Genomic DNA, 15,013 nt, shown 5'->3' on the forward strand with positions numbered 1-15,013 from the left:
GGAATAATAAAGCATGGTAGAGCAGCTAGTTTTAACAGGCATAATGCTTACCTTAGTCGGGTGCCTTTTTGGCACCCGCATTAATCCAGCATGGTTATTTGTAAGCGCTATTGGCACCAGCTACTTAGCCGGGCTAATTGACCTTGAAAACATGCTAGCTAACTACGCCAATCCGTCACTTATTACCTTAGTGCTCCTCGTATTAGTGTCGATTGCAATCGAAAAAACCACGTTAATTCAAAAGCTATCCATGTCGTTATCTAAAGGTAGCTTAGTTAAGTCGGTAACAAAACTGGGGATTTCTACTGCATTTTTATCGTCGTTTACTAATAATACGGCGGTGGTTGCCTCACTCATTACCGCTATAAAAGATAACCCAAACCATTCACCCTCAAAGCTATTATTACCGCTGTCGTACACTGCTATTTTAGGTGGCACCATTACACTCATAGGTACTTCAACAAACCTCATTGTTAACGGCTTTGCGGTAGATGCAGGTATGCAGCCACTGGGCTTTTTCGACTTTACCTTAGTGGGTTTAGGCGCGCTTAGCGTTGGCCTTATTACTATTTTGGTAATGCTTAAATACTTGCCTGACAACGGCAAAAGCGATCAAGAAGTTGTTCCTTTTTACCTTGAAGGTAAAGTACAAACAGGCTCAAAATTAATAGGTCGCACAGTAGAAGAAAACGGCCTACGCGATTTAAAAGACTTGTTCCTAGCTGAAATAATTCGTAATAACGAACGCATATGCGCAGTAACGCCTCAGCAAATTATTCAACAAAACGACATTTTATTATTTGTAGGCGACATTAAATCAGTCCCTCTATTAACACGCTTTGATGGTTTAAAAGTAGTACACGATAACCACGAAAAAGACATAGAACACTTAGTTGAAGTGGTCGTAAGTCAGTCGTCTAAATTTATAGGCAAAACAGTAAAAGAAATACGCTTTCGCGAGCAGTTTCACGCTGCTGTTATTGCTATTCGCCGTGGGCACGACCGCCTTCAAGGCGGCCTTGGCCAAGTACAATTACAAGCAGGCGATTCACTCATTTTGGCACCCGGCAAAAACTTTTACAGCCTACCTAATTTAAAGCGTGAGTTTGTATATATTTCAGGCCTTGATTTACAAACCCACCTTGCGCCCAAACAATCTAATATTGTATTACTCAGCTTTGCGGGTGTATTGGGTTTAAGTATTTTTGGGGTAGTGCCGTTAGTAAAAGGCTTATTGGTATTGCTTATTGGCTTAATGCTCAGCGGCACCATAAAGCTAAACGAAATCAAACGCCGATTTCCGCTTGAGTTACTTGTTGTAGTAGGTAGCGCCATTGGGCTTGCAAAATTAATGATAGGCACTGGCCTTGCTGGGCAAATATCGAGTGCGCTATTTATGGTACTTGGCGACTTTGGTCCTTACGGCGCATTTATAGCCATATTTTTAATGACCGTATTATTTACCGAACTTATTACAAATAATGCGGCAGCGGCACTTTCATTTCCGGTTGCTTACTCATTGGCTGTTGGCTTTAATGTAGACCCGCTCCCTTTTATTATGGCGGTTGCTTTTGGCGCATCGGCAAGTTTTATTTCGCCATTTGGGTATCAAACAAATTTAATGGTGTATAGCGCGGGTAATTATCGCTTAAAAGATTACATTGTTATGGGCTTGCCCCTTTCTATTATTTATTCAATCACGGTATTAACCCTGATCCCGCTGGTATTTCCTTTTTAATACTGGCGCAAACAGCATAAGAGACACATCACTATGGATGAAAATATAGTTTGGCATAACTACGCAACCACTAAAGCACAACGTAGCGAGCAAAAAAAACATAAGCCGGCTATTTTATGGTTTACTGGTTTTTCAGGTTCGGGTAAAAGCACCGTAGCCAACGCACTCGAAGCGGCGCTTAATCAGCAAGGCGTACACACTTACCTGCTCGATGGCGACAACGTACGCCACGGTTTATGTAAAGACCTAGGCTTTAGCGATGAAGACCGCATAGAAAACATTCGCCGTGTAGGCGAAACCGCAAAACTGATGACCGACGCAGGCTTGTTAGTACTTACTGCGTTTATATCGCCTTTTAGAGCTGAACGCGACATGGTGCGCAATTTAGTAGACGACGGAGAGTTTATTGAAGTATTTATAGATACTCCGCTTGATGTATGCGAAAGCCGCGATCCAAAAGGGCTATACAAAAAAGCGCGCGCAGGAGAGATAAAACACTTTACTGGAATCGACTCAAACTACGAAGTACCCACAAAGCCTGAAATAATTTTAGATACAAGTAAAAACACCCTAGACCAATCGGTTGCCCAACTGATAACGTATCTAAAACAAACGCATATAATAGGTTAACCCCAATGAACCAAACCGAACTGCTAGAAGAAACCCTCATCCTTGCCCGCACCGCAGGCAAAGCCATTATGGGGATTTACGAAAAGGACTTTAACGTTGAATACAAAGCCGATGAAAGCCCAGTAACCGACGCCGACTTAGCAGCTCATAAGGTCATTGTAGCGGGGCTACTTCAGCTTACGCCCGACATCCCCGTCCTTAGCGAAGAAAACGCCGACATAAGCTGGGCGATTCGCCAAACGTGGAAAAGCTACTGGTTAGTCGATCCAATCGACGGTACCAAAGAGTTCATTAAAAAGAACGGCGAATTTACCGTAAACATTGCCCTAATAGAAAACGGAAAACCGGTACTCGCGGTTGTTGATGCCCCTGCACTTGGCGTATCGTACCTAGCAAGCGACGCCATTGGCGCGTTTAAAGACATGGGCGATGAGCGTATAGAACTTAAAGTAACCACTAAGCCTAACAAAGGGTTAATACGTGTTGTAGGCAGCCGCTCGCACCCATCACCCGATTTAGCCGAATTTGTAAAACGCTTTGACGACGTAGAAATGGTCTCAAAAGGCAGCTCACTAAAACTGTGTTTAGTTGCTGAAGGCAGCGCCGATATTTACCCACGCTTAGGCCCAACCTGTGAATGGGATACCGGAGCTGGCCATGCAATCGCCGAAATAGCCGGTGCAAAAGTCACCAAGCTTGATGGCAGCCCGCTTATTTACAATACTAAAGATGAGTATTTGAATCCGTATTTTATTGTAAGTGCGATAGAAGAATAAAAGTTAAGAGCTATCAGTTGTCAGCAAGATAAGTGATAGCTTTTACTATAAGAGTTACTCAGGAAGCATAAAGTAAAATACTTAGTAACGCTTAAGTTATTTGTTATGTAAAAGCTAACTTAATAAGCGCACTAAAGCACAGCAAAGTTATAAACAAACCAAGCGATAAAATAACCTTTTCCTTCAGGGTTTGCTCAGGCTTTTGGGCAAATACAAAAACAGTTCGGTAAAGCGTACTAGGCACTATTAAAACCAAGCCAATAAACGCAGGAAACACACCTAATATAAAACCAAATGCAAAACCTGAATTTTCCATTTGGCCAAATATAGCGCTAAACCCAAACCAAATAATAGCAACTGCAAAAAACGCAACGCCCACTGAAATCGATAAAAGTGCCATTTATTAAATTCCTTTTATTTCATCTCGAAAGAAAAACATTCAATTTATATTCAATAGTAAAAGCACTATTCCTCCAACAAATAGCACAAAATAAATCAATCACCTTCTTTTTATCCATGCTAACTCTCTTTACTGCCTTTGTTTTTATTTAAGTTCTGTACTTATAAACTTTAAATGCGTTTTAGTTAACTGATTTGGCGCTATTGTAGCCGGTGAAAATATAAGTAACGTTTTAGCCTTTATTAAATTGCGGTCTTAACGCTGAAATTCGTAGTCGGTAACCCTAACTTTTTGGCTATCGCTGCAAATTGAGCTTTTGTGTATGGCCCATAAACAAACTCATTGTGCTCAGCGAACTTGTTATCTTTGGTTTTATCAATATAGTAAAAAGCACAAATTTTATGCGGGCAAGCATAAACCGAAATATATTGTTCGTTCGAATTAATATTTATTGGTTCATTGAGTCGCCCAATATATGTGCCCCGACCAAGGCTATAACCTAACCTTTTGGTACCGTCGATGTAATACACTTTATAAGGTTGCTCCTCCCAAACTGGAGAACACCCATTAAGAAGTAATAATATTAAAACTAAACATGTTCTCACACATTTCCCTGCATTCTAGTAACTTGCTCAAATTACACCCTTATAGTTAACATGAGTGCGTTCTTTTTTTTGGAACATCTATTAGTAACAAACTGTGTAAGTGATTGCCAATTATAAAATTATATTTAATCTAGGTATTTTACTATGTGTAAAAGGGTGTGGCGTGAAACAAGGCAGTGCTTTTAACTTAAGGAGAGAGACAAAAGAATGACCGCTTCCAATCAACAAGTAATGGTTGTTATAAGTTTTTGAGACTTGCCATTAATTGAACGCTTTTTAAAAGCGACAACCCTTAACGGTTTTGCTGGGCGATAAAGGCAAGCGAGTGTTGATTAAATAAGTCTGGGCGTTCCACATTACAAACATGGCCGCAATGGTGAATAGTTTGCAGTACGCTATTTTTATGGCGTTTAACCATTTCTTTAACAGGGCCAAGGAACATATGATCTTCTTTACCCATAATGTAAAGAATGGGGATATCGATGTCTTTTTCTTTGAAATACTGCATTAAGGGGTTTACATCCATGGCTAATTTAAACCATTTTATAAACTCCTTTTGGCACAAACGTTTTGCTTCACGAACAAACAAAAGCCGAGATTCTTTATGGCGCTTTTTGGGCATCATAATAAAAGCAAATAAACGGTATAGCCACATATACGGCAAGAAATGCTTAAAGGTATTACCTAAATAAACCAAAGTATTACTGCGAGTATTAAAGCGAGTTACCGCGCCACCTAGCACCATGCTAGAAACATATTGCGGCGCAATTTCAGCAATATTACGAATGAGTATTGTGCCCAATGAAATACCAACAAAGTGTGCGCTGGTGATATTGTTATGGTCTAACACATCAATAATATCTTTAGAGACGTTATTAAACGAATAATTATTATCAACAAAATTTTGTACTAAGTTATTTGATTTACCGTGACCACGAAGATCTAGCAACAATACATTGTATTCTTTTTTATAAGCTTTGAGCTGACGAAACCAAATTGCCGAACTTCCCCCAGCGCCATGGACAAATACAACCCATGTTTGACTGGTTTCGTGCGGAAAAATAGTATGAAAAAGAATGTCTGTGCTCATTGCTGTTAGCGGCCTATTTACTTCATTTGGCATATTCAATTGTAAGAAGTATAACGGAGTTTAATAAAAATCTCTCATCAAGTTCACAACAATAGCGCCTACTTAACAACTTTTCGGAACAGGTTTTAATTTTTAAATAAAAACAAATAAGAATAACCTTTACCAATACTCAACGTATTTGAGGCGCTCGCCCATGAAAATTTAAGTACAGCTTTTTTAGTTTACCGGGGACGAGTGGCCAGCCCATTTCAATTCCGATGGGAGTCGCTTTCCAAAACAAGTGCTCAACATAATAGGTATCTATGTATTCAAACTCGGCAGGGCTTGCAGTCTCTAGTTTTAGATTCATATATGACAAATACTTTAGGGCGTCGGCGTTTTTCTGTTCGTTGAATGCAAACGTTGTTAAATTTGCGAACTCCTCCATACGAAAAGCGAATTCACATTCTTCGTGTTTATCCATTAGCGGTATGACATCTGGAAACTTAGATTGTATATCCTCAATAAATTGTCTTATTTCTTGGTCTGCCATATATTGCCTGTTAATACGTAGTCATTCACATGCCGGTGTAAAACTATAGACTTATTGTTTATCCTAATTCTAAATAAAAATAAAATCCGAGCTTATTATTTTACTTTTCTACTTCCTCTGCCCTTAAAGAATAAAACTGCTTCAAGTGCAAAAATACAGGCCATACCAATGGCTAATACTTTACCAATGTAAACAAACCCAGGAGCACCACAGGAGCCTGAATAAGGTGATACACCTGCTATTTCCAGCATATACAGATACATTGGAAAATACCCAAAAATAACCTGCAACAAAATTGGAATCCAAATTTTTTGTATATTATATGAAGCCCTAATAAATAAAGCTGCAGTCATTAGAACACCAGCATAAATTAAATAATTAATTAATTGAGTTTCATGTTGTTCTGTTAAACCTTCTGGTTGAACAAAACAAGCGAAGGAATTAAAAGAGGTTATTAAACATATTAATACAATAATAATTTTCAAATTTGATTCCAACTTAAGTCTAGCCAACCAGTTAGTGAAGCACCGCATTAATGATTGTTGCCTATAAACATTATAAAACCTCTAAATAAATTGCACAGCTGCCCTTCATGTATCCACAAAAGTGAGTTAATTTATTAAGTTGTAGGTTTATGCCTTATCGCAAAAAGAAAGTACAATTTCGTTGTGCCCACTCGATTTAAGCTTTTTTAGTTGATCCCTAGCATTCGGTGCTAAATTTGAATATTCAAAATTTAGATAATCAAAAACCTCACACTCTGTCCAAGGACCAAGTGACGCTTTGAAGTCACAAAAATCATTTTGTATTTCCCTGAATGATTTATATTCGACCTTCGTTAATATTACTGCTGTTTCAGTAAAAACTATATGAATTAACACGATGAAAAACCTGACAATTTAACAAAAGAACACTTTCACCATTTTTGTATGAAAACATCCTTATTTTATGAACGCCTATTAATAACAAACCGTGTAAGTGTTTGCCAATTATAAATATTATATTTTAGCGAGTTATTTAGCTGTGCTAGAAATAGTAAAGCGTGTCATTACTACATTTTTAAACACCTTGTGCTGGCTTTGTTTACTTTTACACCGCTGTTTCGTATTCATGACACTTGGGGGCTATTTTAACGCAGTTAATTGTGGCTCTAGGGCGCTAAAAACATGAAAAAGTGGGCCAAAAACTATATCCTTCGGCGCGGTTATTATTATAAATAATGGACGGCACACACACATGACAACACCTTTAGATGCAACGCATTCAAATGCATCAACACACGCGCATTCAAGTGCAAATTCAAACGCAAAATCTAAATGGAACCTACACGATACGCAGTGGACCTTAAGCCTTTTTGGTACCGCCGTTGGTGCGGGTATTTTATTTTTACCTATTAACATTGGTATTGGCGGTTTTTGGCCGCTGATTATTATGGCGTGTTTAGCGTTTCCGATGACCTTTTTAGCCCACCGTGGTTTAGCACGCTTTGTATTATCGTCTAAAAATAAGCATGCCGATTTTACCGATGTTGTTGAAGAACACTTTGGCGTTAATGCAGGGCGATTAATCTCATTGTTATACTTTTTATCTATATTCCCTATTTTGCTTATTTACGGTGTAGGCTTAACCAACACCGTAGACAGCTTTATGGTAAACCAGCTGGGCATGGAATCGCCGCCTCGCGTAGTGCTTTCGGGTGTTTTGGTAGCCGGTATGATAAGCCTAATGATGGGTGGCGAGCGCCTAATGCTGCGCGCGTTTTCTATTTTGGTGTATCCGCTTGTGGGTATTTTGTTTTTTTTATCCTTGTATTTAATTCCTAGCTGGCAAATGCCAGACATGAGCCTACCTGAAGTGGGCAGCTTTGGTAAAACGCTGTGGTTATCTATTCCTATTATTGTGTTTTCGTTTAGCCATGCAGCGGCTATTTCAAGCTTTGTGCATGTACAACGCGAACACTATGACGACCTTGCTACACGAAAATCAGAAGCCATTTTAAAGCGCACAAGCTTACTGTTAATTGTGTTTGTATTGCTGTTTGTATTTTCGTGTGTGCTGTCGCTTACAGGTGAGCAGATGGCACAAGCAAAAGCCGATAATGTCTCGGTTTTATCGTACCTTGCTAACATTACCCATAACTCGTTTATTGCGACGCTTGGGCCTTTAGTTGCTTTTATTGCCATTACGTCGTCGTTTTTAGGTCACTTTTTAGGAGCCCGCGAAAGCTTTACAGGTTTGGTGACTAAGCAAACACAGCTTGGTGCTAAAACGGTAGATAAAATTGGTGTAGTTATTATGTTTTTTGCAATTTGGTTTTGTGCAGTTAAAAACCCAAGCATACTCGATATGATGGATCAGCTGTCGGGCCCTATTATTGCAATGATATTATTTATCATGCCTATGATTGCAGTTTATAAAGTACCGGCTCTGTATAAGTATCGTAACCGTTTAAGTACTTTGTTTGTGTTAGCGGTAGGTGCGCTTGCGGTATTTGCACTTATTTACAGCATGATTAAATAACCCCCCCTATTCATGCTAAAGCCCAGCGAGTTAGCTGGGCTTTTTTGTGTGCTGTTTATCTCAAAATGTTTTTTTATGGCTGCCATTAAGGCATGTTATAAATTAACTAGCCTAAAAATAAAACAATTATGCACCTTACAAAACACCTCCTACTTTGCGTGAGCTTACTTACTACGCTTATTTTAAGTCCCTTAGCTAAGGCCGATGGCGTGCCTGCTATTTTATCGATGAAAGAACGCGCTGCGTTTATAGATAATATAACCGAGCTTAGGGTAAACACATTAATGCCCAGCTTAATGAAGCAACACAACATCGATATGTGGCTGCTTATTAGCCGCGAATACAACGAAGATCCCATATTAAAAACAATGCTGCCAGCAACCTGGTTATCGGCAAGGCGTACCACCATTTTGCTCTTTGCCTTAAATGAACAAGGCAATGTTGATGCTTACGCTATTGCGCCCTATAAAATAGGTAACGTATTTACAAAAGGCTGGGAAAAAAAGGCGCAGCCAAACCAGTGGCAAGCACTGAACGATATTATTGAGCGCTATAACCCTGGTAACATTGCACTCAATACGTCTACCGATTGGGGTCATGCCGACGGCTTAGTGTTAGGCGATTACAATACCTTAATGGCCAACTTACCTAGCGCTTATAAAAATAAAATAATATCGGCTGAGCCGCTGGCAGTTGCTTGGTTAGAGCAGCGTATTCCCCAAGAAATAGACATGTATAAACACATTGTTGCTATTGCGCACGCTATTATTGCAGAGGGTTTTTCAAGCAAAGTAATAACGGTGGGCAAAACAACCAGCGACGATTTAGTGTGGTGGTTTAGAGAGCGCGTAAAAGAGTTAAAACTGCAAACATGGTTTCACCCAAGTATTGCAATACAACGCGCCGACAGCCAATCGTTCGATCACGAAGACAGCTTTACTAACGGTTACGCCGATAACGTTATTCAAGCGGGTGACTTACTGCATGTCGATTTTGGTATTACCTACTTACGCTTAAATACCGACACCCAACAACATGCTTATGTTTTAAAGCCTGGCGAAACCATTGCGCCCGCTTACCTTGTTGATGCGCTTAAAAAGGGCAATAAACTCCAAGACATTTTTACCGCTGAATTTAGCGAAGGTAAAACGGGTAATCAGGTATTAAAAGCCGCTCGCGAAAAAGCCATTGCCCAAGGTTTAAAACCCACTATTTATACGCACCCGCTTGGCTATCATGGTCATGCTGCGGGTACCACACTGGGTATGTGGGATTCACAACAGGGTGTACCCGGCGATGGGGACTACCCACTGCATTTAAATACCGCTTACTCTATTGAGCTCAACAATGCCGTGTTTATAAAACCATGGAATAAAGAAATACGCATAATGCTAGAAGAAGACGCTATTTTTGATAAAACCGGCGTGTGGTACTTAAACGGCCGACAAACCGAGTTGTTACTTGTTAAATAACCTAAACTCTGATGTAAGTGATTTATAGGTATATTTATTAACGCATATAAAAACGGCGCTCAATGAGCGCCGTTTTTATTTAACTAACGTGACTACTATTCTGTTTCTGGCAGGTTACGACCATAGAATATTTCTTGCATTTCACGGTTTAGCTTAGAGCGAATTTCTTCTTCTTCATCATCCGATAAATCAGTTGTAGAAAGACCAAACAAGTATGTGTTCAGGTCGGTTTCTTTTAACATCATTTTGGTATGGAACAGGTTTTCTTGATACACGTTTACGTCCATCATTTGGTACGCTTCTTTAGTATCGTCTGTCATGAAGTTTTGAATTGAGTTAATCGCGTGGTCAATGTAGTGCTTAACGCCGTTTACGTCGCGAGTAAAACCACGAACACGGTAGTCAATTGTTACCACGTCAGACTCTAAACTATGAATTAAAAAGTTTAATGCTTTAAGCGGAGAAATAATACCACACGTAGATACTTCAATATCAGCACGGAATGTACAAATACCATCATCAGGGTGAGCTTCTGGGTATGTGTGTACACAAATATGGCTTTTATCTAGGTGGGCCACCACTGAGTCAGGTAGTGGGCCTGGTGCTTCGTCAGCATCGTAATTTTGCTGCTCTTCTACAGGCTCTTCCGAAACCAAAATAGTTACACTGGCGCCCTGTGGTTCATAATCTTGGCGTGCAACATTTAAAATATTGGCACCAATAATATCAACAACTTCACCTAAAATATCGGTTAGTCTATCTGCACTGTACTGCTCATCGATATATTCAATATATTCTTTACGTTGTTGCTCGGTTTTTGCGTAGCAAATATCGTAAATACTAAAGCTTAAACTTTTGGTTAAATTGTTAAAGCCATGAAGTTTAAGTTTATCGAAGGGTTTGTTCATAATAAACCAACCTATAAATTAGTGAAATCTGCACCTGCAGAATGAAAAGTTCGCGGATTTTATACGAATTTTCCTTATGGAAAAAGCGTTATTTTACCTGTTCTTGCACAACTTCATGGCTATGAGTAATTTCTACTGTTTTATCAAGCATTAATGCTACCGAGCAATACTTTTCAGCAGACAAAGAAACAGCGCGTGCAAGGTGCTTTTCAGACACATTTTTGCCTGTAACAACAAAATGTAAATTGATTTTAGTAAATACGCGAGGAGCAGTTTCGGCGCGTTCGGCACTTAATTGTACTTGAACGTCTGAAAAGTCTTGTTTGGCTTTTTTTAAAATACCCACAACATCAACCGATGAACAACAGCCAACCGACATCAATACCATTTCCATTGGGCTAGGTGCCGCACTATCGCTACCGGTATCAAATACAACGTTGTGATTAGAATTAGAACGACCTACGAATGTGTCGCCATCAACCCATTTTACATTTGCTTGCATGTTTTTATCTCAAAAATATTTTTCTTGATTGTAAGCAAGTTGGCCGCAGTTGCAAACGAAATGCGATACGCGGCGCTATAAATTGGGGATTAATACTGCTGCGAAACAGCGCTGTCGAAGAGGTTTTTAATTAAGCTTGCAAATTCGTCAATAAACTCATGTTGTTCAACCGTAACTGGCTGTGACGTAATGCTGCTAAGCACTTCTTGTAAGTCGTAAACAATGCCATCAACCTCACGCACAATTAAGCTGCGTTGCTCTGTGTTAAGGTTTGTGTGCTGTTCACAAATTAGCATGACGTTTTCGGCAATAACATCTTCTATGAGTTCCATTACCGTTGGAGCGCCTGGTTTTATCACACCTGGCTTCTCAAACAATGCTAAATTTTGAGTTAGATACATGATTAAATCATCGTACCCTTGCCTATCTAAAACCATGATATTTACCACCTAATAATATTACTTACGCTGATTTAAGCAGAAAGCGCGGTTGATTGCTAGCTTTGTGATTTAAGCATACAAAAAAAGCAGCCGAAGCTGCTTTTATACTAATTAAGTATTATTAACTTAATCTATTTTTAAGCCTGGGCTTAATGTTGCTGGCATGGCTACTTTTTCAAGCTCTACTGAAGCTACAGGGTATGCACAGTAGTCAGCTGCGTAGTACGCGCTTGCTCTGTGATTGCCTGATGCGCCAATACCACCAAATGGTGCAGCGCTAGACGCACCCGTAATTGGGCGGTTCCAGTTAACAATACCGGCACGAATACGACGTAAAAAGTGGTCGTAATCGGCTTCATTATCGCTAAGTAAACCAGCAGATAAACCAAAGCTTGTGTCGTTTGCTTTATCAATTGCGCTGTCAAAGTCGTCAAAGCGGAACACTTTTAAAAGTGGGCCAAAATGCTCTTCGTCTGGGAAGTCGCCAATTGCTGAACACTCAATAATACCTGGTGTTACAAAGCCTGTATTTGCTGTGTGCTCTAGTTCTACAAGGACCTTACCGCCAAGCTCAACAAGCTCGCTTTGTGCTTTAACCATACCTGCTGCTGCCGCTGATGAGATCATAGAGCCCATAAATGGCTGATCTTCATCGTCGTAATTGCCTACTTTAATGGCTTTAGTTGCAGTAATTAGGCGCTCTAATATTGCATCGCCTTTACTACCTGTTGGTAAAAATAACTTACGAGCACAGGTACAACGCTGACCGCTTGAAATAAATGCTGATTGCACAATATCGTGAACAACGGCTTTAGTATCTTCAACATCAGTAATAATAAGCGGATTATTACCGCCCATTTCGAGAGCTAAAATTTTACCCGGCTGGCCTGCAAACTGTTCATGTAAAATATGACCTGTGCGCGATGAACCGGTAAAGAACAAGCCATCAATGCCTTTATGAGCAGCAAGAGCTTTGCCCGTTTCAACTTCACCTTGAACAAGGTTGATAACGCCTGCTGGTAAACCCGCTTTTTCCCACAATTTAAGGGTAAGCTCAGCCACTTTTGGTGTTAGTTCAGACGGTTTAAATACAACCGTATTACCCGCTAGTAACGCTGGCACAATATGGCCGTTTGGTAAGTGGCCCGGAAAATTATACGGGCCAAATACTGCTACAACACCGTGTGGCTTGTGGCGAATCATCGCGCGGCCCAATGGCATTGCATTTTCAACATCGCCCGTGCGCTCTAAAAATGCTTTTTCTGAAATGGCAATTTTACCAACCATCGCACCCGCTTCAGTGCGTGTTTCCCATAGTGGCTTACCTGTTTCTTGTGCAATGGTGATTGCAAGCTCTTCACTGTTTTCTTTTAATTGTGCTGCGAATGCTTTTACTATTTCTAAACGCTCAGTAAAGCTTTTATCAGCCCATGCGTAAAACGCTTCACGCGCAGCGCCAACAGCTGCATCAACTTGCTCTGCAGTGGCTGATGGTGCTTGCCAAATAACATCGTTATTTGCTGGGTTTACTGAGTTAAATTCTGAGCCTTGGCCTTGTGACCATTGACCATTAATAAATTGTGCAGGATGAGTCATATACTTTCTCCTAAATTAAACTGGGGTTGCGCTAACAGTATCGCCCGTTTGTAATTGCAGGGCGTCGGCTACTTGTTGTGATAACACAACGGTTTTAGCGCGTTCGTCGAAACTCATTGATGCAACGGTCGCTCTGAAGTTTTCGAGCTTGTCGTTTGCTAATAACACCATGGTGTTGCCCGTTTGCTCACCAATTTCAACAATAAAGTCGTGTGAGTTACGTACTGTAGCTATATTATCTACTTTTGCTTCAACTGTTGGACCTGCGTCAAAAATATCGACGTAGCCGTTAAACGTGAAGCCTTCGCTTTTTAATAATTCAATCGCTGGGCGAGTATTGTTGTGAACTTGACCGATTACCGCTTGCGCATCTTTACTCAATAAATTGACGTAAATTGGGTATTTAGGCATTAGTTCAGCAATAAATACTTTTTGGCCAATACCCGTTAAGTAATCTGCTGTTGGGAAGTCCATTGAGAAAAAGTGTTCTTCTAACCACTTCCAAAACGGGCTATTGCCGTTTTCATCAGACACACCGCGCATTTCTGCAATAACGGTTTCTGCAAAGCGTGCTTGGTGTTGTTTAATAAACATAAAGCGTGCTTTAGACAGCAGTTTGCCGTTACAGTTTTTGCGATAGCCGTCTTTCAAAAACAAGGTGCACAGCTCTGTTGCGCCAGTGTAGTCGTTACATAGCGTTAAAATATCAACCGCTTTGTAAACATCTAGTGTGCGCGAAGAGTGAATCACTTTACTTAAATGGTAATGATAAAACGCATCATCTAGGCCCACAGCTGCTTCTATAGCCGAGGTACCTACTACTTCACCTGTTTCGCTATCTTCAAGAACAAACAAGTAGCCTTCGTCACCGGGTTGTGACGTTTGTTTAGCAAATGAGCTTACTGAATGGTCAATCTTCTTTTGTAATAGCTCTTCGTTTAAAGGCAAAGATGTAAAACCATGGCCCGATTCGTGGGCGATTGTCAGTAATGCTGAATAATCATTTTGCTGGATTGGGCGAAGGATCATCATGAGTCCGCTTGCTCCCTTATAAATAACGGTAAATAAAATTCGTAGGGCAAACAATGCTTGCCCTCGGTAGATTGGCTAAAACAGCTTATGCGTTTACTACGCTTGCAACTGCTTTTTCAAAACGTGCCATACCTTCGCGAATATCCGCTTCTGGGATAACAAGAGACGGTGTAAAACGAACAACATCAGCACCTGCCACTAATGACATTAGACCTTGTTCAGTACCGGCTACTAAAAATTCTTTAGCGCGGCCTTTGTATTGCTCATTCACAACAGCACCAATTAACAAACCTTTACCGCGAATTTCGCTAAATACGTTGTATTTTTCGTTTACCGCTGCAAGGAGTTCGTTAAATAAAGCTGCTTTTTCTTTTACACCAGCAAGTACGTCGGGTGTGTTAACAGTATCAAATGCGGCTTCGGCAACAGCACATGCAAGCGGGTTACCGCCGTAAGTAGAACCATGAGTACCTACTTTTAGATGCTGTGCAATATCTGTTGTAGTCAACATTGCGCCAATTGGGAAACCGCCACCTAATGCTTTTGCTGAAGTTAAAATATCAGGTACTACATTTAAACCTTGGTATGCGTACAAGTCACCTGTACGGCCAACACCTGTTTGTACTTCATCAAAAATAAGTAGCGCATTGTGTTTAGTACATAAATCGCGAACTTGCTGAGCAAACTCGTCAGTTGGTGAAACAATACCGCCCTCACCTTGCAGTGGTTCCATCATTACGGCACATGTTTGGTCGCTAATTAGCGCTTCAAA

General features: G+C 40.3%; 15 protein-coding genes. 5 read left to right on the forward strand and 10 right to left on the reverse strand.

Annotated features, from left to right (window positions below):
* Positions 1-13 precede the first annotated feature (13 nt).
* Genes BCG07_RS07595 through cysQ form a run of 3 tightly spaced genes read left to right on the forward strand, consistent with a single transcriptional unit; the run spans position 14 to position 3,144 of the window.
* Positions 14-1,738 (forward strand): SLC13 family permease, encoded by a 1,725-nt coding sequence (locus tag BCG07_RS07595; RefSeq protein WP_286889622.1) that lies wholly within the window; start codon positions 14-16, stop codon positions 1,736-1,738.
* A 33-nt stretch (positions 1,739-1,771) separates the two neighbouring features.
* Positions 1,772-2,368 (forward strand): adenylyl-sulfate kinase, encoded by a 597-nt coding sequence (cysC, locus tag BCG07_RS07600; RefSeq protein ID WP_008127182.1) that lies wholly within the window; start codon positions 1,772-1,774, stop codon positions 2,366-2,368.
* A 5-nt stretch (positions 2,369-2,373) separates the two neighbouring features.
* Complete coding sequence (cysQ, locus tag BCG07_RS07605; protein WP_286889624.1) at positions 2,374-3,144, forward strand: 3'(2'),5'-bisphosphate nucleotidase CysQ; 771 nt, start codon at positions 2,374-2,376, stop codon at positions 3,142-3,144.
* Between the two features lie 103 nt (positions 3,145-3,247).
* Here cysQ and BCG07_RS07610 read toward each other — a convergent pair whose 3' ends face one another.
* The 4 genes from BCG07_RS07610 to BCG07_RS07625 form a co-directional block, all read right to left on the reverse strand.
* Positions 3,248-3,544, reverse strand: a complete 297-nt coding sequence (locus tag BCG07_RS07610) for a hypothetical protein (RefSeq protein ID WP_138740751.1) — start codon at positions 3,542-3,544, stop codon at positions 3,248-3,250.
* 897 nt (positions 3,545-4,441) lie between these two features.
* On the reverse strand, positions 4,442-5,239 hold the full coding sequence (locus BCG07_RS07615) for an alpha/beta fold hydrolase (RefSeq protein ID WP_006791277.1): 798 nt from the start codon (positions 5,237-5,239) through the stop codon (positions 4,442-4,444).
* 169 nt (positions 5,240-5,408) lie between these two features.
* Positions 5,409-5,771 carry a DUF7674 family protein gene (locus tag BCG07_RS07620; protein ID WP_138740565.1) on the reverse strand — a complete coding sequence of 121 codons (363 nt, stop codon included), beginning with the start codon at positions 5,769-5,771 and terminating at the stop codon, positions 5,409-5,411.
* Positions 5,772-5,866: 95 nt separating this feature from the next.
* Entirely contained in the window at positions 5,867-6,256 is a 390-nt protein-coding gene (locus BCG07_RS07625; RefSeq protein WP_138740564.1) for a hypothetical protein, read from the reverse strand.
* A gap of 751 nt (positions 6,257-7,007) precedes the next feature.
* Here BCG07_RS07625 and BCG07_RS07630 point away from each other — a divergent pair.
* Together BCG07_RS07630 and BCG07_RS07635 are read left to right on the forward strand one after the other, a co-directional pair.
* Positions 7,008-8,291 (forward strand): aromatic amino acid transport family protein, encoded by a 1,284-nt coding sequence (locus BCG07_RS07630; RefSeq protein ID WP_286889629.1) that lies wholly within the window; start codon positions 7,008-7,010, stop codon positions 8,289-8,291.
* A 128-nt stretch (positions 8,292-8,419) separates the two neighbouring features.
* On the forward strand, positions 8,420-9,763 hold the full coding sequence (locus tag BCG07_RS07635; RefSeq protein WP_286889631.1) for a M24 family metallopeptidase: 1,344 nt from the start codon (positions 8,420-8,422) through the stop codon (positions 9,761-9,763).
* Positions 9,764-9,858: 95 nt separating this feature from the next.
* Here BCG07_RS07635 and speD read toward each other — a convergent pair whose 3' ends face one another.
* The 6 genes from speD to BCG07_RS07665 form a co-directional block, all read right to left on the reverse strand.
* Entirely contained in the window at positions 9,859-10,671 is an 813-nt protein-coding gene (gene speD / locus BCG07_RS07640; RefSeq protein ID WP_006791283.1) for an adenosylmethionine decarboxylase, read from the reverse strand.
* Between the two features lie 88 nt (positions 10,672-10,759).
* Positions 10,760-11,173, reverse strand: coding sequence for an OsmC family protein (locus BCG07_RS07645; protein WP_006791284.1), 414 nt, complete (start codon positions 11,171-11,173; stop codon positions 10,760-10,762).
* An 89-nt stretch (positions 11,174-11,262) separates the two neighbouring features.
* Entirely contained in the window at positions 11,263-11,610 is a 348-nt protein-coding gene (locus BCG07_RS07650; RefSeq protein ID WP_006791285.1) for a DUF3802 family protein, read from the reverse strand.
* Between the two features lie 129 nt (positions 11,611-11,739).
* Entirely contained in the window at positions 11,740-13,209 is a 1,470-nt protein-coding gene (gene astD / locus BCG07_RS07655; RefSeq protein WP_286889634.1) for a succinylglutamate-semialdehyde dehydrogenase, read from the reverse strand.
* Positions 13,210-13,224: 15 nt separating this feature from the next.
* Positions 13,225-14,241, reverse strand: a complete 1,017-nt coding sequence (astA, locus tag BCG07_RS07660) for an arginine N-succinyltransferase (RefSeq protein ID WP_243531924.1) — start codon at positions 14,239-14,241, stop codon at positions 13,225-13,227.
* 85 nt (positions 14,242-14,326) lie between these two features.
* A partial coding sequence (locus tag BCG07_RS07665; protein ID WP_286889637.1) for an aminotransferase class III-fold pyridoxal phosphate-dependent enzyme occupies positions 14,327-15,013 on the reverse strand: 687 nt, incomplete at its 5' end.

The sequence above is a fragment of the Pseudoalteromonas sp. ESRF-bin5 genome (assembly GCF_002632075.1).
GTDB lineage: Bacteria > Pseudomonadota > Gammaproteobacteria > Enterobacterales > Alteromonadaceae > Pseudoalteromonas > Pseudoalteromonas marina.